Annotated in this window: 19 protein-coding genes; all 19 read left to right on the forward strand. The window is 41.5% G+C overall.

The features are described 5' to 3' along the window. Window positions 1–81 precede the first annotated feature (81 nt). Window positions 82–1,380, forward strand: a complete 1,299-nt coding sequence (gene rimO, locus DWX23_RS01390) for a 30S ribosomal protein S12 methylthiotransferase RimO (RefSeq protein WP_122373129.1) — start codon at window positions 82–84, stop codon at window positions 1,378–1,380. 77 nt (window positions 1,381–1,457) lie between these two features. Continuing rightward, window positions 1,458–1,748: an HU family DNA-binding protein gene (locus tag DWX23_RS01395; protein ID WP_122357279.1), complete on the forward strand. Its 291-nt coding sequence runs from the start codon at window positions 1,458–1,460 to the stop codon at window positions 1,746–1,748. Next, on the forward strand, window positions 1,741–3,027 hold the full coding sequence (locus tag DWX23_RS01400) for an HU family DNA-binding protein (protein ID WP_122373130.1): 1,287 nt from the start codon (window positions 1,741–1,743) through the stop codon (window positions 3,025–3,027). Before DWX23_RS01395 ends, DWX23_RS01400 begins: the two co-directional genes overlap by 8 nt. 157 nt (window positions 3,028–3,184) lie before the next feature. Beyond that, window positions 3,185–4,180: a MoxR family ATPase gene (locus DWX23_RS01405; RefSeq protein WP_122357263.1), complete on the forward strand. Its 996-nt coding sequence runs from the start codon at window positions 3,185–3,187 to the stop codon at window positions 4,178–4,180. Window positions 4,181–4,305: 125 nt separating this feature from the next. Further along, window positions 4,306–5,175, forward strand: a complete 870-nt coding sequence (locus DWX23_RS01410; protein WP_122373131.1) for a DUF58 domain-containing protein — start codon at window positions 4,306–4,308, stop codon at window positions 5,173–5,175. Between the two features lie 2 nt (window positions 5,176–5,177). Beyond that, on the forward strand, window positions 5,178–6,182 hold the full coding sequence (locus DWX23_RS01415) for a hypothetical protein (protein WP_122373132.1): 1,005 nt from the start codon (window positions 5,178–5,180) through the stop codon (window positions 6,180–6,182). Window position 6,183: 1 nt separating this feature from the next. Next, complete coding sequence (locus tag DWX23_RS01420; protein WP_122373133.1) at window positions 6,184–7,170, forward strand: VWA domain-containing protein; 987 nt, start codon at window positions 6,184–6,186, stop codon at window positions 7,168–7,170. A 12-nt stretch (window positions 7,171–7,182) separates the two neighbouring features. Continuing rightward, window positions 7,183–8,202, forward strand: coding sequence for a VWA domain-containing protein (locus DWX23_RS01425; protein ID WP_122357259.1), 1,020 nt, complete (start codon window positions 7,183–7,185; stop codon window positions 8,200–8,202). Between the two features lie 13 nt (window positions 8,203–8,215). Beyond that, window positions 8,216–8,965: a tetratricopeptide repeat protein gene (locus DWX23_RS01430; protein ID WP_199673193.1), complete on the forward strand. Its 750-nt coding sequence runs from the start codon at window positions 8,216–8,218 to the stop codon at window positions 8,963–8,965. A gap of 31 nt (window positions 8,966–8,996) precedes the next feature. Next, entirely contained in the window at window positions 8,997–10,811 is a 1,815-nt protein-coding gene (locus tag DWX23_RS01435) for a BatD family protein (RefSeq protein WP_122357257.1), read from the forward strand. A 1-nt stretch (window position 10,812) separates the two neighbouring features. Beyond that, window positions 10,813–11,580, forward strand: coding sequence for a tetratricopeptide repeat protein (locus DWX23_RS01440; protein WP_122357256.1), 768 nt, complete (start codon window positions 10,813–10,815; stop codon window positions 11,578–11,580). Continuing rightward, window positions 11,580–12,266 carry a phosphatase PAP2 family protein gene (locus DWX23_RS01445; protein ID WP_122373135.1) on the forward strand — a complete coding sequence of 229 codons (687 nt, stop codon included), beginning with the start codon at window positions 11,580–11,582 and terminating at the stop codon, window positions 12,264–12,266. The genes DWX23_RS01440 and DWX23_RS01445 overlap by 1 nt, the downstream gene beginning before the upstream one ends. Window positions 12,267–12,418: 152 nt before the next feature. Further along, on the forward strand, window positions 12,419–12,694 hold the full coding sequence (locus DWX23_RS01450; RefSeq protein ID WP_122357254.1) for a DNA-binding protein: 276 nt from the start codon (window positions 12,419–12,421) through the stop codon (window positions 12,692–12,694). A 118-nt stretch (window positions 12,695–12,812) separates the two neighbouring features. Continuing rightward, complete coding sequence (locus tag DWX23_RS01455; RefSeq protein WP_122357253.1) at window positions 12,813–13,925, forward strand: universal stress protein; 1,113 nt, start codon at window positions 12,813–12,815, stop codon at window positions 13,923–13,925. Between the two features lie 266 nt (window positions 13,926–14,191). Beyond that, window positions 14,192–14,365, forward strand: coding sequence for a histone H1 (locus tag DWX23_RS01460; protein ID WP_122357252.1), 174 nt, complete (start codon window positions 14,192–14,194; stop codon window positions 14,363–14,365). Window positions 14,366–14,550: 185 nt separating this feature from the next. Further along, entirely contained in the window at window positions 14,551–14,715 is a 165-nt protein-coding gene (locus DWX23_RS24935) for a hypothetical protein (protein WP_183671589.1), read from the forward strand. 253 nt (window positions 14,716–14,968) lie between these two features. After that, window positions 14,969–17,338: an outer membrane beta-barrel family protein gene (locus DWX23_RS01465; RefSeq protein WP_122373136.1), complete on the forward strand. Its 2,370-nt coding sequence runs from the start codon at window positions 14,969–14,971 to the stop codon at window positions 17,336–17,338. 407 nt (window positions 17,339–17,745) lie between these two features. Continuing rightward, window positions 17,746–18,030, forward strand: a complete 285-nt coding sequence (locus tag DWX23_RS01470; protein WP_122373137.1) for a LysO family transporter — start codon at window positions 17,746–17,748, stop codon at window positions 18,028–18,030. Beyond that, window positions 18,020–18,643: a lysine exporter LysO family protein gene (locus tag DWX23_RS01475; protein WP_122357277.1), complete on the forward strand. Its 624-nt coding sequence runs from the start codon at window positions 18,020–18,022 to the stop codon at window positions 18,641–18,643. Before DWX23_RS01470 ends, DWX23_RS01475 begins: the two co-directional genes overlap by 11 nt. The last annotated feature ends 66 nt before the right edge of the window (window positions 18,644–18,709 follow it).

Genomic DNA, 18,709 nt, shown 5'->3' on the forward strand with positions numbered 1-18,709 from the left:
ATTACGTATTTGATACTTTTTACACACCCCTTTCCCCGCTCAAGAGGGGAATTGGTTACTATTTGTTTGTATATTAATCATATGAGAAAAAATAAAGTAGATATAATCACGCTTGGTTGTTCGAAGAATCTGGTCGATTCGGAACAGCTGATGCGCCAGTTTGTAGCTAACGGTTATACGGTAGAACATGATCCCCATAAAATAAACGGAGAGATTGTCGTTGTAAACACCTGCGGTTTTATCGGAGATGCCCAGGAGGAATCGATCAATATGATTCTGGAATTAGGGGAAGCCAAGAAGAAAGGAAAGATCGGGCAATTATACGTTATGGGATGCCTTACGGAGCGTTTCCTGGAAGAAATGAAGCAGGAACTACCCGAAGTAGATCATTTTTACGGTAAGTTCAATTGGAAACAGCTCCTGTCCGATATCGGTAAATCTTATTATCGCGAACTGGCTTCCGACCGTGTGCTGACAACCCCGAAACACTATGCCTTTCTGAAGATAGCGGAAGGATGTAACCGCACCTGTTCGTACTGCGCGATACCTATCAGTACCGGGCATTATCAGTCTCTTCCGATGGAGCAGATAGAAGAAGAAGTGCGTCTGCTCGTTGCCCAGGGGGTAAAAGAGTTTCAGGTGATCGCACAGGATTTGACCTATTACGGACTGGATATATATAAGAGGTACGCGTTACCGGAATTGATCGAACGTATTTCTGATATTCCCGGTGTGGAATGGATCCGCTTACACTATGGTTATCCGTCTCATTTCCCCTATGATCTGTTACGGGTAATGCGTGAACGTGATAATGTCTGTAAATATCTGGATATCGCTTTACAGCATATCAGTGATCATATGTTGAAAATGATGCGCCGTAATATAACCAAGGAAGAAACATACGCCTTACTGGAACGTATTCGCGAAGAGGTTCCGGGCATTCATCTCCGGACAACGCTGATGGTCGGTCATCCGGGGGAGACGGAGCAGGATTTTGAAGAGTTAGTCGAATTTGTCAAAAAAGCACGCTTCGAGCGTATGGGGGCATTTGCCTACAGTCACGAAGAAGGCACTTATTCATTCAAGAATTATACGGATGATGTCCCTGAAGAGGTAAAACAGGAGCGTTTGGATTATCTTATGCGGATACAAGAACGTATCTCTGCCGAGATAAACGAAGAAAAGGTAGGCCGGACTTTTAAAATAATGCTCGATCGTGAGGATGAAGATTATTATGTCGGACGTACCGAGTTTGACTCACCTGAGGTTGATCCGGAAATCCTTGTTTTTAAAGAGCAATCATTGAATCCGGGAGAATTTTATAACGTAAATATCGAAGAATCACAGGCTTTTGACCTATACGGAAAAGTGTTGCTTTGATATAAAAACCATTAAGAAGTTTGTCTGTTTACAAAAAAATAACTAATATCGCTGCTGAATCTATTGATGAAGTAAGTATGAAAAACAAAGAACTGATAACAGAGTTGTCCGCGAAATTGGGGTGGACTTCACAGGAGGTAACAGAAATGTTATCTGCTTTTGGGGCTGTGGTCGGTTCAAAGTTAATGGATAATGATGCTATTTATTTACAAGGGTTCGGGCTGTTTGAAATCAAAAAGAAAGCAGAACGCATCTCTGTAAATCCGGCAAACGGGAAGCGTTATCTGGTCCCTCCGAAATTAGTACCTGTTTTCAAACCGGGAGCAACCATTAAATCTAAATTAAAAGAATTGAGCGACAATGAATAGTCGGCTAACGATACAAGACCTGGCCGCTTTACTAGCCGAGCGTACCGGAAAGGACAGGAATAGCTCCGAGCAATTCCTGAGAGAGTTTATTGCCATCGTATCACAGGGCGTTTTCACTGACAAAATGACTAAAGTAAAGGGGCTTGGCACCTTTAAAATTGTCTTGGTAGAAAAACGGGAAAGTATCCATGTGAATACAGGTGAGCGTTTTACGATCCCTGCACATTATAAGTTTTCTTTTCTACCCGATAAGGAGTTACGTGAATTAGTCAATAAACCGTTTTCATTCTTTGAAACAACAGAACTGAATGAGGATGTTGATTTTACAGACCTGGATATATCCAATGGTGCAGAAGAGAAAGAGAGCGAAGACGAATCTGTAGAAGAGATCCTTCCTGAAAATGAAGAAGCGGTTAGTGAAACTCCGCAGTTACAGCCAATAGCTGAAGAAGTTTCCGCCCCGGAGGAAACCGTTGCTGTTACGGAGCCTGATTTACAAACAACAGGGTCTGTAGGAAATAAGGTAGAAGAATTGACGGAAGAATCTATCGAACCGGAACAAGCAGAGGTAAAAGAGACGGAAGATCCCGGAACAGTGGAAGAAACAGAGGAGAAATCTTCAGTACCTGAAACAACAGAAACGGTAGAAGAATCTTCCGGACAGCCGGATGAAGAAATAAAACAACCGGTTACATCAACCGGTTTCAGTGAGACGGATTATCAGTTTGAAGACGAAAAACCGGCAGAATCACACTGGATGAAAGTTTGGGTTTCTTTGGGTATTGTAACTATCATAGCCGTGTCCAGTTTCTTTTTGTACCAGAATCGTAGTTTCTTTCTGGGACCGGAAAAACCGAAAGCATTAACTGGTCAGTCTTTACCCGAAACGGCCATTGCCCTCCCGGATACAACTCAGGTAGAAGAAACAAAAGTGACAGAAAGCACTACTGTCGCGGAAGAAAAACCGGATACAACTTCTACTGTATCTTCAAATCAAACCGCTGAACCCACAGTACAAACACCGAAGGTATTGGCAAAAGTAAAAATAGAACCGGGAAGTCGTTTAACCTTGATCTCCCTTGAATATTATGGTAGTAAGATCTTTTGGGTTTACCTGTATGAGTTCAATAAATCAGTGATCAAAGATCCTAACAACGTCCCGGTAGGCACTGAAATACAAGTCCCTGCGGCAGAAGTATACGGAATCGACAGATATAGTCGTGCCTCCGTAGATAAGGCTGCTGCACGCCAGACAGAAATATTATCCGGAAATTTGTAACTAAAAATCCGCCTTTTTAAGTAAAATAAAACAAAATAGTTATCGTTAGGTTAGTATTATTTAACTGCAAAAGTGAAGGATACGAATTTAACATTTCTAATTTTGTGCAACCATAAAAACAAGCAGAAACAATAAACAATATAAATAGGAAAAATCTATGAGTCAGACAGTAGACATTCGTGAGTTGAACGAACGGATTGAGAGTAAAAGTTCGTTTGTAAACATGATTACGATGGGCATGGACCAGGTAATTGTTGGACAGAAGCATTTGGTGGAATCATTATTGATCGGTCTGCTTTCAGATGGGCATATCCTTTTGGAAGGTGTACCCGGGTTGGCAAAGACGCTTGCCATTAAAACATTGGCTTCACTGATCGATGCAAAATATAGTCGAATACAGTTTACACCGGACTTGCTGCCGGCCGACGTGATCGGTACTATGATTTATAGTCAGAAAAGCGAAGAATTTCAGGTAAAACAAGGCCCGGTCTTCGCTAATTTTGTGTTGGCGGATGAAATTAACCGTGCACCGGCAAAGGTTCAGAGTGCACTTCTGGAAGCCATGCAGGAACGTCAGGTGACAATCAGCGAAAACACCTATAAATTGCCGGAACCATTCCTGGTAATGGCAACTCAGAACCCGATCGAGCAGGAAGGTACTTATCCGCTGCCCGAAGCCCAGGTCGACCGTTTCATGCTGAAGGTGATCATCAACTATCCGAAGAAAGAGGAAGAAAAACTGATTATCCGTCAGAATATCTCAGGCGTGAAACCGGATATTAAAACGATCCTGACAAAGAATGAAATTCTGGAAGCCCGTAAAGTGGTTCGCGAAGTATATCTGGATGAAAAGATCGAACGATATATCGTCGATATCGTATTTGCCACCCGTTTCCCGCAGGAACATGGCCTGGCAAATCTGTCTAACATGATTGCTTTCGGTGCATCTCCTCGTGCTTCTATCAATCTGGCACTGGCTGCACGTGCTTATGCCTTCATCAAACGCAGAGGATATGTGATCCCTGAAGATATCCGTGCTGTGTGTCACGATGTGATGCGCCACCGTATCGGTTTGAGCTATGAAGCCGAAGCAAATAACCTGACATCCGAAGAGGTTATCAGCGAAATCCTTAATAAGGTAGAAGTACCTTAATTTTAATCCCGTCCGGGTGAAAAAGAAGTTTCTCCCGGATGAAATTTTATTTTCTTCCGAAAGGAATCTTTTTTCCACCCGGAAGAAACAAAAGGAATAGTGATTAAAAAATTAAAAGGATTACGATGGAAACAAGTGAACTATTAAAAAAAGTCCGGCGAATCGAGATAAAAACCCGTGGCTTGTCACGCAATATATTTGCAGGACAATACCATTCGGCGTTTAAAGGTCGCGGTATGGCGTTCAGCGAAGTTCGCGAGTACCAGTACGGCGACGATATCCGCGATATCGACTGGAATGTGACAGCCCGCTATGTTCGCCCTTATATTAAGGTGTTCGAAGAAGAGCGTGAGCTGACCGTGATGTTGCTGATCGACGTATCGGGCAGTAGAGACTTTGGTTCCGTGAACGTAATGAAGAAAGAGGTAATTACCGAGATTGCTGCTACACTGGCGTTTTCTGCTATACAGAATAATGATAAGATCGGTGTAGTGTTCTTCTCTGATAAAATAGAGAAATTCATTCCTCCACAGAAAGGAAAGAAGCATATTCTTTATATCATTCGCGAACTGATCGATTTCAAACCTCAGGATACGAAGACTGATATCGGCCAGGTACTGAAATTCCTGACCAACGCCATTAAGAAACGTTGTACGACATTCCTGATATCCGACTTTATCGATAAGGAAGGTTTCAAAGACGCCCTGACGATTGCCAACCGTAAACATGATGTGGTGGCTATCCAGGTATACGACCGTCGTGAAACCGAGTTGCCGTCTGTCGGATTGATGAAAATAAAAGATGCTGAAACAGGATCGGAGCGCTGGATCGACAGTTCTTCTGCCCGTGTCCGTGAAGCCTATAAAGAATGGTGGAACCGCCGGCAGGCAGCTATGAACGATTCGTTCAAGAAGTGCCGTGTCGATTCAGTATCTATTCGTACGGAAGATGATTATGTGAAAGCATTGATTGCTCTTTTTGATAAACGTAGTTAAGCATGCAAAAGAAAATTATAAATAAGGGCGTTCTGTTCCTTCTTCTGATCTTGCTGGCAGGAGGGAAGATGTTTGCACAGAAGACACTGATCGATGTGAAGATCGATTCGGCTGCTATTCTGATCGGGGAACAGACCGTTTTACATTTGACGGTTACCACAGACAAGGATAAACCGGTCCAGATCGTGATCCCCAATGATACGTTGATGCGTGGGGTAGAGGTTCTGAACCTTTCCAAGGCGGACTCGTCGGTTATCGAGAATGATCGCTTGCTGATCAAGCAGGATATTCTGGTCACTTCATTCGATTCGTCGCTGTATTTATTACCGCCGTTCAAAGTGATCGACGGGGTCGATACGGTTTATTCCAATCAGGTAGCCTTGAAAGTTTCGACCATTCCTGTGAATGTGGACAAACCGGAGGAGTTCTACGATATAAAGGATATCTGGAAGCCGCCTTTTGTCCTGGCTGATTATTATCCGATCATTTATGGCATCTTGCTGGCTCTTTTCCTGATTTGTGTGATTGCTTATATCATTAAACGTATACGCAACAAACAGTCTCTTATCCCGTTCAAGAAGTCGGAACCGAAACTTCCGCCTCATGAACAGGCCATCAAGGAACTGGATGAAATCAAACAACAGAAACTATGGCAACAGGGACGTAGCAAGGAATACTATACACTGGTTACCGAAACATTGCGTCGTTATATTGTAGAGCGTTTCGACATCAATGCTATGGAAATGACTTCTGCCGAAATCCTGGATATCATCCGTAAGCAGCATGAAGCTGATTCTGTATACGAAAATCTGAAACAGATACTGAACCTGTCTGATTTTGTGAAATTCGCTAAAATGAATCCGCTTCCTGATGAGAATGACTTGAGTATGGTAAATGCATACTTGTTTATTAATCAGACAAAGATTGAAGAGGTTGCCACTCCTGAAGTTGCCGAAACTGAAGAAAAGACAACTGAAACAAACGATTCTAATATAACAAAAGAATAAAATGGTATTTGCAAATCCTACATATCTGTATTTGTTATTGCTGCTTATCCCGATGATAGGATGGTATATCTGGAAGCTCTGTAAAAGTCAGGCTAGTTTGCAGGTATCATCTTCGGAAGCATTCGATGCACCGGGGGCGACTTCGTGGAAGGTTTATCTGCGTCATGTCCCCTTTGCACTAAGAATGGCAGCAATAGCTGTACTTATTATTATATTGGCACGTCCACAGTCGACAAATAGCTGGCAGAACACTTCTACGGAAGGTATCGACATTGTCATGGCAATGGATATTTCCAGTAGTATGTTGGCACAGGACTTTAAGCCGAACCGTCTGGAAGCATCCAAAGATGTGGCTGCTTCTTTTATCAACGGCCGTCCGAACGATAACATCGGGTTGGTGGTTTTTGCGGCTGAAAGTTTTACACAATGTCCGCTTACTACCGACCATACCGTGTTGCTGAACTTATTCAAAGATATTCAGCCGGGTATTATCCAGGATGGGACTGCGATCGGTCTGGGACTGGCAAATGCGGTAAGCCGTATTAAAGACAGCCAGGCAAAATCGAAAGTGATCATTCTGCTTACAGACGGTGTGAACAATGCTGGCGAGATTGCTCCTGTTACGGCAGCCGAGATCGCCAAGACATTCGGTATCCGTATTTATGCGATCGGTGTGGGAACGCAAGGTAAAGCTCCTTATCCTTTCCAGACTGCATTCGGCGTACAATACCAAGATATTGATGTCGAGATCGACGAACCTACGTTGAAGCAGATCGCGTCAACGACAGGCGGACAGTATTTCCGTGCTACGGATAATAGCAGTTTGAAGGAAATCTATTCAGAGATCGACAAGATGGAAAAGACCAAGATCAGCGTTCAGCAATACAGCAAGAAACAGGAAGAATATAAAAACTGGGCTTTGTTGTTGTTTGCGTTGCTTTTAGTCGAGATTTTATTGAGAAATACATTGTTAAGAAATATACCGTAAATATAAAGGCTTATGTTTCGTTTTGCACATCCGGACTTTTTGTACTTGCTTTTCATCCTTCCGGTACTCATTGCATTCTATGTATATGCGATGATCCTGAAGAAAAAAGCAATAAAGAAATATGGTAATCCCGAATTGTTGGCAGAGTTGATGCCGGAGGTTTCTCCCAAGCGTCAGCATCTGAAGTTTTGGCTATTGTTCGGAGCCATTACAATGGTTATCTTTGTTATTGCCGGACCTCAGTTCGGCTCCAAGTTGGAAACCGTAAAACGGCAGGGCGTGGAGATTATGGTCTGTCTGGACGTTTCTAACTCCATGTTGGCAGAAGATGTTTCGCCCAATCGTTTGGATAAGGCTAAACAGATGCTGTCGAAACTGACGGATGGTTTTAAGGATGATAAAATGGGATTGATCGTTTTTGCCGGTGATGCTTTCACCCAGTTACCGATCACTTCCGATTATATTTCGGCCAAGATGTTCCTTTCCTCTATCAACCCGTCGATGGTTTCGACGCAAGGTACGGCAATCGGATCGGCTATCAACCTGGCTATGCGTTCATTTACTCCCAGCGAAACGTCGGATAAAACAATTATCCTGATCACTGATGGTGAGAACCATGAAGATGATGCTGTAAAAGCAGCTGCCGCTGCCGCAGAAAAAAATATTCATGTAAATATTGTGGGTATGGGTGACCCGAAAGGTACGCCGATCCCTGTAGCCGGAGCCAATAACTACATGAAAGATAAAGACGGCAATGTGGTTATTACCAAGTTGAACGAACAGATGTGCCAGGAGATTGCAGCAGCAGGTAAAGGAATGTATGTACGTGCAGACAATACCAATTCAGCATTGAAGGCATTGCAGAAAGAGATAGAGAAGATGAATAAATCGGAACTCGACAGCAAAGTCTATTCCGAATATAACGAACAATTTCAGACACTGGCATGGATCGCATTGATCCTGTTGATCGCAGACTTCCTCACATTAGACAGGAAGAATCGTATTTTCAGAAAAGTAAAATTGTTCTCTTAATTCAATGGATAAGATGAGACATATACGAAAATCAATGATATGGATGGGAGCGTTCCTGTTTTGCTCAGGAGCGGTGTTTGCCCAGAAGGCTGAACGTAAGAATGTACGGGAAGGGAACAAGTTGTACAGCAGCGAAAAGTTCACCGAATCCGAAATCGCTTACCGTAAAAGTCTGGATGTAAATCCCCGTTCTGTTGAAGGTACTTATAATTTGGGAAATGCTTTATACAAGCAGAAAAAGTTCCCGGAGGCAGCCGAGCAATATCAGCTGTTGACCGGTCAGGCTGAGAAGATGGTCGAAACAGAAGAAGGGAAAGCCCGTCTTGCCAGTGTATTCCATAATTTGGGCGATATCAGCATGCAAAGTAAAGAGTACGCCAAGAGCGTAGAAGCTTTCAAACAGTCTTTGCGTTTGAATCCGCTGGATGACGAGACACGTTATAACCTGGCATTGGCTCAGAAGTTGCTTGAGAATCAACAAAATCAGGACCAGGATCAAAACCAGGATCAGCAGAATGAGGATAAAAAGGAAGATCAGGAAAATAAGGATGATCAACAGCAACAAGACCAGCAGCAACAGCAGCAGGATGACAAGAAAGAAAATAAGACTCAGCAAGAACAACAGCAAAATGAACAGATGAGTCAGGACAACGCTCAGCAGATGTTGGATGCATTCCTGCAGGACGAAAAGAATACGCAGGAAAAGGTAAAGAAGGCACAGGCACAACAGCAACAGCGTCGTAAAACAGATAAAGAGTGGTAATAGATACAGAAACAGAAAAAACAACAATATAATGAGAAAATTAGCTTTCTTATTCGTTCTCTTTCTAACAGCCGGGATGATGGCACAGGCCGCTGATGTGACCTTTAAAGCTGTCGCTCCGAATGCTGTGGTGATGGGGCAACAATTCAGATTAGCGTACACCGTGAATGCGGAAGCGAAGGCCAGCGACCTTCGTATTCCTGAACTTGCGGATTTTGATGTCTTGATGGGACCTTCTACTTCCAGTAGTATGAGTACTCAGATCATTAACGGGAGTGTATCATCTGAAACGGCATTCACGTTTACTTATATTCTGATGCCTAAAAAGGAAGGTACATTCAATATCGGAGCGGCATCCATAAAAGTAAAAGGGGCCAATTATACATCCAATGCGGTAAGTGTTAAAGTTCTTCCGCCGGATAAGGCTTCTGAAGCGAGTGGGGGGGATAATTCCGGACAGTCTGCTTCTATTGGAAAAGATGACTATTTTGTCAGAATGGAAATTTCTAACCGCAATGTGTACGAGCAGGAAGGTTTCTTGGTAACGTTCAAATTATATGCTGCACGTATGTGCGGATTGGAAAATGCAAAATTTCCTGAGTTCGAAGGTTTTCTGGCACAGGAGATAGAACAGCCGAATCCCCAGTGGACACAAGATCATTATAATGGTCGTAATTATTTTACGGTTGTTTTAAAGCAAACGGTTCTTTATCCGCAGCGTTCCGGAAAGCTGACTATCGAAAGTGGGAAATTCGATGCTATTATCCGTATCCCGACCGAACGGAAAATACGTAGTATCTTCGATGAGTTTGAAGATGCTTATACTAATGTAAGGAAAGTCCTGGTTTCAAGTCCTGCTACGATCGACGTGAAATCATTGCCGTCCGGTAAGCCGGCATCATTCACAGGTGCAGTAGGAAACTTCACCATGACATCGGACATTAATTCCAATAATGTAAAAACGAATGATGCAGTCACGATCAAATTGAAGATTTCCGGTAATGGAAATATCAAACTGATAAAGAGTCCGGAAGTGGTTTTTCCGAATGATTTCGATACCTTCGAACCGAAGATTGAGACAGATCTCAAAACGACAACAGCAGGAGTAAGCGGAAGCAAGACAATCGAATACATGGCTATTCCACGTTATGCCGGAGATTTTGAAATACCGGCTATCTCTTTCTCTTATTTCGATCCGAAATCGGCAACTTATAAAACGTTGAAATCAGAACCTTATAAGCTGCATGTAGAGCAGGGTGAGGGAGGAAGCAGCAATTCACCGGTCGTTTCAAACTTCAGCAACAAAGAAAGCGTGAAGTATCTGGGTAAAGATATTCGTTTCCTCAAAGTAAAAGACTTCAATTTTGTTGCCAACAACGATATCTTCTTTGGTTCGTTCATGTATTACATGTGTTATCTCGTTCCGGCAATTCTATTTATTGTCTTCTTCTTCATTTACCGTAAGCAGGTAAAGGAAAATTCCAACATTGCCCTGGTTCGTACCAAGAAGGCTAATAAGATCGCTGTAAAGAGATTGAAGAATGCCGGTAAGCTGATGAAGGAAAACAAGAAAGAAGAGTTTTACGACGAAGTTCTCCGGGCTTTATGGGGATATCTGAGCGATAAACTCAATATATCTCAGGCGAGCCTTACCAAAGATAATGTGGAAACAGAGTTGACCAGATATGGAGTGGACGAAACATTGATAAATGAGTTTATGGATATTCTGAATACCTGCGAGTTTGCCCGTTATGCACCGGCGCAGGCTTCGGATGCTATGGATAAATTGTATGAGTTAACCGTAGATGCCATTGGTAAGATGGAGAATACAATTAAAAAGCAATAAAATGAAGACAAGTATAAAGATGAAAAAAATATTGTTTTTTCTATTGATTCAGTGTCTGGCATTAAGTGCTTATGCGCAGGATGCAGCGATCAAGGAAGCAGAAGCTGCATATACTAAAGAAGATTACGGAAAAGCAATCGAACTATATGAAGGGGTACTGAAAAGTAATGGCGATTCGCCGGAGATATATTATAATCTGGGAAACGCCTATTATAAAGCCGGTAAGATATCTTCTGCCATTTTGAACTATGAAAGGGCACTGGTGCTCGATCCGGGTGACAGTGATGTCCGTTTCAACTTGCAGATGGCACGCCAGAAGACAGTAGACAAGATTGAACCTGTCGACGGTTTCTTCCTGGCCAGATGGTTTGACGCCGTTCAGAATATGGGAGCAGCCGATTCATGGGCTAAAACGGGAATTGTTTGCTTTATCTTATTTATCGGTTGTCTGATCCTGTTTTTCTTTTCAAGACAGATTCGCCTGAAGAAAGTAGGTTTCTATATAGGAGTACTGCTTTTAATCTGTGTGATCATCTCGAATATCTTTGCCAGAAACCAGAAAAACGAGTTGGTAAACCGTACTCATGCTATTGTTTTTGCTCCGACTGTAACTGTAAAAAGTTCGCCTGATGCTAGCGGAACAGATTTGTTCGTCTTGCATGAAGGAACCAAAGTCTTAGTAAAAAGTACGTTAGGCGACTGGAGTGAAATAGCTTTAGAAGATGGAAACGTTGGTTGGATGCCGACAAAAGATATTGAAACAATCTGATGGTAGAAAAAATATTAGTTTACGAACGGGATTTGTTCTTCATGCTTAACGGCAGCGATTCCCCTTTTCTTGACCGCTTTATGTGGATATTTTCAGGAAAGACGGTTTGGCTGCCGTTAGCCGCTTTTATATTGATCGTACTGCTGTATAAAAAGAAATGGAGAGAATCTATTCTGATTTTGTTAGCCATAGTACTTGTAGTTACTCTTTGTGACCAGTTTGCGTCTCATGTGTGTAAACCTATTTTTACCCGCTTCCGTCCGACTCATCATCCGGACTTCATGGATCAGGTAAAAACCGTTTTCGGTTACCGGGGAGGAAAATATGGTTTTATCTCCAGCCATGCGGCGAATGCGTTTGGTTTTGCAACCTATATGTCGTTGCTTTTCCGTTACAGGTTATTTACATGGACCATCTTCCTTTGGGCTGTCCTTACTGCTTATACCCGCGTTTATCTGGGAGTTCATTTTATTTCAGATATCGTGCCGGGTGCTATAGCCGGTGTCTTCTTCGGTGGGCTGGTGTATTGGTTGTATGTAAAAGTACATCCGGTTGTTACAGGGTCGAACGGAGAAGTCAGTGCAATCTATTCGGATAAACGCAAGCGTGTTATTGTTTATGCCATATTTATCACGACCTTGCTGATCGCAATCTTTAATGTTCCCTTAGCTGGCTGGTTAAGATAAAGTTAATTATAGCAGAGATTCGGTACATGTCGTAAAGCATGTTTGTTTTCAAGCTAAATTTAACTAAATAATTTGTGCCTCTGATATATATTGCTTAAGTTAGTGCCATAAATAATTAACCGAAGTATTAACCTTCAAAATAAAGGAACACCATGACAAAGACAATCACTTTTAATGAATTGCGCAGAATTAAAGACCGTCTGCCTGACGGTAGTACTCATCGCATAGCAGATGAGTTAGGTTTATCAGTTGAAACTGTCCGTAATTATTTTGGTGGATATAATTATAAAGATGGTAAAAGCTGTGGGATACACATCGAACCGGGTCCTGATGGCGGTTTGGTAGTATTAGATGATACAACAATATTTGAACGTGCTTTACAGATACTGGCAGAAGCAGAAGGCGTATCGGAAGCACAACAAGCGTAAAGAAATTTACAGTACATAAAAAATCCCATAGCTGACTGAACAAAAACGCTGTGGGATTTTTTTATTATAGGTAGCATTTACCATTTTCAGATTGTTTAATCTATAAAAACACACGAGTATGGAAGATAAATTAGTAACATTAGCTATTCACACGTTCGAGAAAGCACAAATCCTGAAAACAATACTTGAAACGGAAGGAATTGAAGTTTACATACACAATGTCAATCAGATCCAGCCGGTTGTATCGGCAGGTGTACGTGTGAGAATCAAAGAGAGCGATCTGCCCCATGCCTTGCGCATTATAGAGGACAGTAAATGGCTGAGTGAAGATACTCCTGAAGAAGCAACAACCCCACAGGTAAAGAAGATCCTGATCCCTGTCGATTTTTCCGATTACTCCATTAAGGCTTGTGAGTTGGGAATCAACTATGCCTATCATGCCGGAGCGGAAGTCATGATCATGCATGCTTATTTCAGCCCCTATTTTCCATCGGCAATTCCTATGGGAGACACACTGGCTTACCAGGTGAATGAAGAAGAATCCGTGCAGAACGTATTGAAACGTGTGCAGATCGATATGGAAAATATCTGTACATTGATCAACCGGAAGATACAGTCCGGTGAACTGCCGAAGGTTAAATATAATTATGTATTACGGGAAGGTTTGCCCGAAGAAGAAATTCTGGCTTATTGTAAGGAATATCATCCAACGCTTATTGTCATGGGTACGCGTGGAAAGAGCCAGAAAGATATGGATCTGATCGGTAGTGTGACAGGTGAAGTGATTGAGGTCAATAAAGTCCCGGTTTTGGCTATACCTGAAAATGTACGTTTCAATGACCTGAGTGAAGCTAAGAATATCGCATTCGCTACCTCTTTCAACCAGCGTGACCTGGTCGCTTTCGACGAGTTCATGGAAATAGTAAAAGGATATGATATTCAGATCCATTTGTTCAATATATCGACCAGTAAGAATGAATGGAATGAAATACGTTTAACAGGTGTCCGCGAGTATTTCCAGAAACAGTATCCGGACGCAAATATCACTTATTCCGTACTGGCTGACGGTGATTTATTACTTGCTATTGAAAAATTTGTCCGTGATGAACAGATCGATGTGATCGCTTTAAGCACCTATCGCCGGAATATCCTGGCACGTATGTTCAATCCGTCCATTGCGCGTAAGATGTTATTCCACACCGATACGCCGTTGTTGGTAATGCATGCATGAAAAATTAAATAAAGGCTATGATATAAAAGCGGACTATCAAAAATAAGGGATAGTCTGCTTTTTTGCTTAAAAAGGGAGATACATATAAAAAGTAGTACTTCAATTTCCTGTGTTCTGATTGTCATATAATTAGTTATGTCAATATATGGCACATTTATAATATTCATCGTTTTAATTGATATGTTTTGTTGATTTTTTGTTGCCCATGATATAATTATTTATATTTTTGTGCTTCGATTTAATAATAAAAAATAATCAAAAGTAAAATGAAAGAGTTAGTAGAAAGAATCAATGTAGCAATTGGAGAATTTAGTACAAATGCTAATTTGCAGGTTGAAAACGGAAACAAGGCAGCAGGTACACGTGCTCGCAAAGCTTCTCTGGAACTTGAGAAGTTACTGAAAGAATTTAGAAAAGTTTCTGTCGAAGCAGCTAAATAAAATTTTATTTCAGTTATAAGGGAAGGTGGTTATCTATTCATGATGATCACCTTTTTTGTTTTTATGAATATCAATCGATCCGGAAATCAGTTTCGAAAAAAGACATTACACATGTGAACAATGTGAAATTTGTATTGTTAGATGAAAGATAAAACAATATTAAACAATCTAAAACGACAAAAAGTATGATACCTAACACTGAATTGGAAAATGGTAAAGTTGAATTGATCCGTGAAATACTAGATATCAATGATATGCATGATATTGATTTACTTAAGGAATATAATAAAGAACTGACCGGTTCTTTAGATATGCAGGAGATCGCTCCGAATATGGAAAGCAACGATTAAAAAATCACTCCTTCTCTACAGACAATACATAAGGAGAGGCTGTCTCAAAATTTGAGATGGCCTTTTTTTCTTATACTAAAGATTCCTTTTTTCTTCATAACTAACAAAAGCCCTTTACTTATCCGCAGCCTTTTACTGGATGCCGTTTTGCATTCGACGGTAAGACTAAATAACACTTCATAAGCCAACGGTAACACAGTTTCTCATTGTAACTTCTTTCCTTTGCAATGAGAAACTAATAAGATCGATAGATATGAAACGAATACTTTACTACATGATGTTTTTGCTGGTTACCGGTAATGGGATGTTGATCGCTCAAAATACGATTCACGGAAAGGTAACCGATACGGATAATATTCCGGTAGATGGCGTAGCTGTCGTACTTCAGACATTGGATTCTGTTTATGTGGATGCTGTGGTGACCGATAGTCTCGGACTGTTTAACCTGAACCGGGCAGCTGATCAGGCTTACCGGCTTCTCTTCCAACATCTCTTATACGAACCTTTCCAGCAGGAGATTTCACAGGCGGATGCCGGAACGATTCGTCTGACAACTAAAGATTATGAGTTGGACGGAGTGGTGGTAAAAGCCGAACGTCCGAAGGTCAAAGTGGAGAATGGCGCATTGAAATATGATGTTCCGCAACTGATGAAAGATAAATCAGTGAGTAATGCTTTTGAGGCGGTAAAACAATTACCCGGTATTATCGGCGGTGCAGACGAGATTCAATTGCTGGGGGCGGGGGCTCCGAGAATTATCCTGAACGGACAGTTGACGACGATGTCGCCGGACCAGTTGATCACGATGTTGAAGAGTATTCCTTCTTCGCGGGTAAAAAATGTAGAGGTTATGTATAATGCCCCTGCAAAATACAATATTAAAGGAGCTGTTATTAACGTTATATTAGATAAAGGATCGACAGAAGGAACAGCTTTACAGGGTGAAGCCGGTGTTGATTATCTACAGAAACATTTTGCAACAGGTAAGGCACATGCGAACCTCTTATATTCTACATCTAACCTGACTGTCGATTTTCTGGTAAACGGAGAGAAAGGACGATATTTTGAAGGGGAAAATATTATAGCAAGACACACCCTGGAGAATAGTGTGACGGAAGTTTATCAGTCAGGCCGTGGCAATGGCCGTATAAACAGCGGAGACATGCGGTTAGGCGTAGACTATAAATTGAAGAACGAAGATAAGTTATCTGCTGCATATACTTTGGGCGGCAATAATATAAAAAAGAATCGTGTAGCAGAAACTTCTTTTTCCGTACTGCAGGATGCGGAGACAAGTGACCAACGTTTCAGCCGGACAACCGGAGAGGATAAAGTAACTTTACATAATATCCGTGTGCAATATGACGGTCATACGGGTATAACTGCCGGAATGGATTTTACACGTTATAGTTCTCCGTCTTTCCAGAACTTTTTGGAAAACCGCGGACAGGAAACGTTGACGGATATGCAGAATAATTCCAAGCAGAATATTTCACAATGGGCACTATTTGCCAACCATACACACACTTTTGCCACCGGATGGACACTGAACTACGGTGTCCACGGTGGCTACACTTCCTCGAAAACTTATATCGATTATCTATATAATAAAGGTAATGGGTATGAACCAGAGCCGGATTTACTGGAAAATAATACGCAAAAGGAATACACGGGCAATCTCTTTGCGGAAGTGTCCAAGGATTTCGGAGAGCATTTTTCGGCAACCGCTTCATTGAAAGGGGAGTATTTCAGGTCGGATTATAATTCAAACGGGAGTAAATCGACTCTCTGGAATGACTGGACATTTTTTCCGAATGCTTCTTTGAGTTATGTTTTTACACCGCAACATATTTTGCAGTTAAACGTGAACAGCGACAAAACCTATCCTTCTTATTGGGAAATAACACCGCAGATAACACCCATAAACTCTTACTCTGTCGTGATGGGTAATCCAGCTCTGAAGCCTTATCGTTCGTATGAAGGGCAATTCCTCTATATCCTGAAACAGAAATATACCTTTATGGTTTTCGCACAGTACGAACCGGATTACTTTGCCCAGTTGCCTTATCAAAGTTCTACGGAACTGAAAAATGTGTTCCGGTATGAGAATATGGATTATAATTTAACGGCAGGAATAGGGGCTGTTATTCCGTTCCGTATTGGTGAGTTTATGAATAGCCAGTTTACGGCACAGGGAATCAGGATGCGTCAGAAACTGGATCATTTCAATGATATTTCTTTTGATAACAGTAAATATCTGGGGCAATTCTTTCTGAATAATACATTCACGCTTTCCAAATCGCGTCCGAACCTGAAGCTGGATTTGAATGGTTATTATATAACAGGAGCAGTGCAGGGTATCTACGACCTGGGTTCCGTTTATAACGTTTCAGCCGGTTTGAAATGGCAGTTCGCCAATGATAAAGCGACAGTTCTCCTGAAATGTGATAATATCTTCCGGAGTAATATCCCGAAAAAGATTGAGATCAACCAGGCAAACCAATATAGCCGCCTGACGAAGATTGACGATACACGTTGTGTGACGGTTTCCTTTATCTGGAAGTTCGGTGGTTATAAAACTAAAAAGCATGATAAAGTAGATACATCCCGGTTCGGTAAGTAGTCGTCCTTTCAGAATATTTTTTCGGCTATCAGAGTAATATTTATACCAGATGAATATTACCCTGATAGCCGAAATGTGTTATTTTGATAGCTAAACAAAGAAAAGACCCTATACAGCAATGACAAAAACATATCAATTTGATAATTTGTTATTTTATTATTACTTTTGCACCCAAATTAGGACAGAGCATTGAATATGAATGAAGTTTATACAAATAATTTAAAAAGACAGAATGCCCTCGTGATGTGTGGTATTCATGTTGTGCATGTCCATTGGTTTAGTGGTTTTATCTAAGTTATTTTCCTTTCTTTTTCCGGATGTTTCCGGAGACCGTTTTATAACAATCATTTATTTTATTAACGTATCGCGGGAGAAGTGTATCCTCCGCGTGTAAATTGATTATACATATGTTTGTCATTTTATGCCTATTATGTGTAGGGATAGGTATGGGTTACCTGTTCCGTCATATCCATAGTTTGAAAAGATTGGAAAATACAATATCTTATACCATTTTTATCATGTTGTTCGTGTTTGGTGTTACGATAGGAGCGAACAAAACGTTGGTCGATAATATAGGAGATTTTGGTTTGCAGGCAGCCCTGCTGGCTGTTTGTGGCGTACTGGGGAGTTTGCTAGCTTCTTATCTGGCTTTTAAAGTATTATCGGGGAAAGGGGGGAATGATGAAAAGTAATCTGATCGTGATAGCCTGCTTTTTTATAGGGATACTTTGTGGCATGTTAGGAGGAGATGAGTTGGCCGGTTACTGTGCCAAACTTCCGACTTGGTTATTGTATGCGCTGATTATTCAGGTGGGATTGAATCTCGGTTCAAACGGAGAGATGGGAACCATGTTACGGAATGTACGGATATCCAACCTTTTATTACCACTCTTTACTATAGCGGGTACTTTACTTTTTTCCGCGATGGCAAGTATCCTGCTGAAAACCTGGAATGTGTATGATTGCATGGCGGTAGGAAGCGGATTTGCTTACTATTCTTTATCTTCCTTACTGATTGTGCAGTTTAAGGAAGCCTCTGCGGGAATAGAGATTGCGACACAGCTCGGGACTATTGCCCTGCTGGCGAATATTATCAGAGAGATGATGGCTTTGTTCGGTGCGCCGGTCTATGCGTCTTTATTTGGAAAATTTGCTCCGGTGTCTGTTGCGGGTATTAATTCGATGGATGTCTGTCTGCCGGTCATCAGTCGTTATTCCGGGAAGAATATCATTCCGATTGCCATCATTCACGGAATTGTACTGGAGATTTGTGTTCCATTATTGATTTCATTGTTTTGCAGATAGTAATAATTTCCGGATGCAGACTTTTCCTCTGCGTGCTCGGCATTTGTCTGCGTCCGGAAATATTGT

Origin of the sequence: Parabacteroides sp. AF18-52 (genome assembly GCF_003479145.1) — a bacterium.
Lineage (GTDB): Bacteria > Bacteroidota > Bacteroidia > Bacteroidales > Tannerellaceae > Parabacteroides > Parabacteroides faecis.

Coding starts and splice junctions, on each gene's coding strand:
- rimO (WP_122373129.1), top strand. CDS start 82: ATGAGAAAAAATAAAGTAGATATAATCACGCTTGGTTGTTCGAAGAAT.
- DWX23_RS01395 (WP_122357279.1), top strand. CDS start 1,458: ATGAAAAACAAAGAACTGATAACAGAGTTGTCCGCGAAATTGGGGTGG.
- DWX23_RS01400 (WP_122373130.1), top strand. CDS start 1,741: ATGAATAGTCGGCTAACGATACAAGACCTGGCCGCTTTACTAGCCGAG.
- DWX23_RS01405 (WP_122357263.1), top strand. CDS start 3,185: ATGAGTCAGACAGTAGACATTCGTGAGTTGAACGAACGGATTGAGAGT.
- DWX23_RS01410 (WP_122373131.1), top strand. CDS start 4,306: ATGGAAACAAGTGAACTATTAAAAAAAGTCCGGCGAATCGAGATAAAA.
- DWX23_RS01415 (WP_122373132.1), top strand. CDS start 5,178: ATGCAAAAGAAAATTATAAATAAGGGCGTTCTGTTCCTTCTTCTGATC.
- DWX23_RS01420 (WP_122373133.1), top strand. CDS start 6,184: ATGGTATTTGCAAATCCTACATATCTGTATTTGTTATTGCTGCTTATC.
- DWX23_RS01425 (WP_122357259.1), top strand. CDS start 7,183: ATGTTTCGTTTTGCACATCCGGACTTTTTGTACTTGCTTTTCATCCTT.
- DWX23_RS01430 (WP_199673193.1), top strand. CDS start 8,216: ATGAGACATATACGAAAATCAATGATATGGATGGGAGCGTTCCTGTTT.
- DWX23_RS01435 (WP_122357257.1), top strand. CDS start 8,997: ATGAGAAAATTAGCTTTCTTATTCGTTCTCTTTCTAACAGCCGGGATG.
- DWX23_RS01440 (WP_122357256.1), top strand. CDS start 10,813: ATGAAGACAAGTATAAAGATGAAAAAAATATTGTTTTTTCTATTGATT.
- DWX23_RS01445 (WP_122373135.1), top strand. CDS start 11,580: ATGGTAGAAAAAATATTAGTTTACGAACGGGATTTGTTCTTCATGCTT.
- DWX23_RS01450 (WP_122357254.1), top strand. CDS start 12,419: ATGACAAAGACAATCACTTTTAATGAATTGCGCAGAATTAAAGACCGT.
- DWX23_RS01455 (WP_122357253.1), top strand. CDS start 12,813: ATGGAAGATAAATTAGTAACATTAGCTATTCACACGTTCGAGAAAGCA.
- DWX23_RS01460 (WP_122357252.1), top strand. CDS start 14,192: ATGAAAGAGTTAGTAGAAAGAATCAATGTAGCAATTGGAGAATTTAGT.
- DWX23_RS24935 (WP_183671589.1), top strand. CDS start 14,551: ATGATACCTAACACTGAATTGGAAAATGGTAAAGTTGAATTGATCCGT.
- DWX23_RS01465 (WP_122373136.1), top strand. CDS start 14,969: ATGAAACGAATACTTTACTACATGATGTTTTTGCTGGTTACCGGTAAT.
- DWX23_RS01470 (WP_122373137.1), top strand. CDS start 17,746: ATGTTTGTCATTTTATGCCTATTATGTGTAGGGATAGGTATGGGTTAC.
- DWX23_RS01475 (WP_122357277.1), top strand. CDS start 18,020: ATGAAAAGTAATCTGATCGTGATAGCCTGCTTTTTTATAGGGATACTT.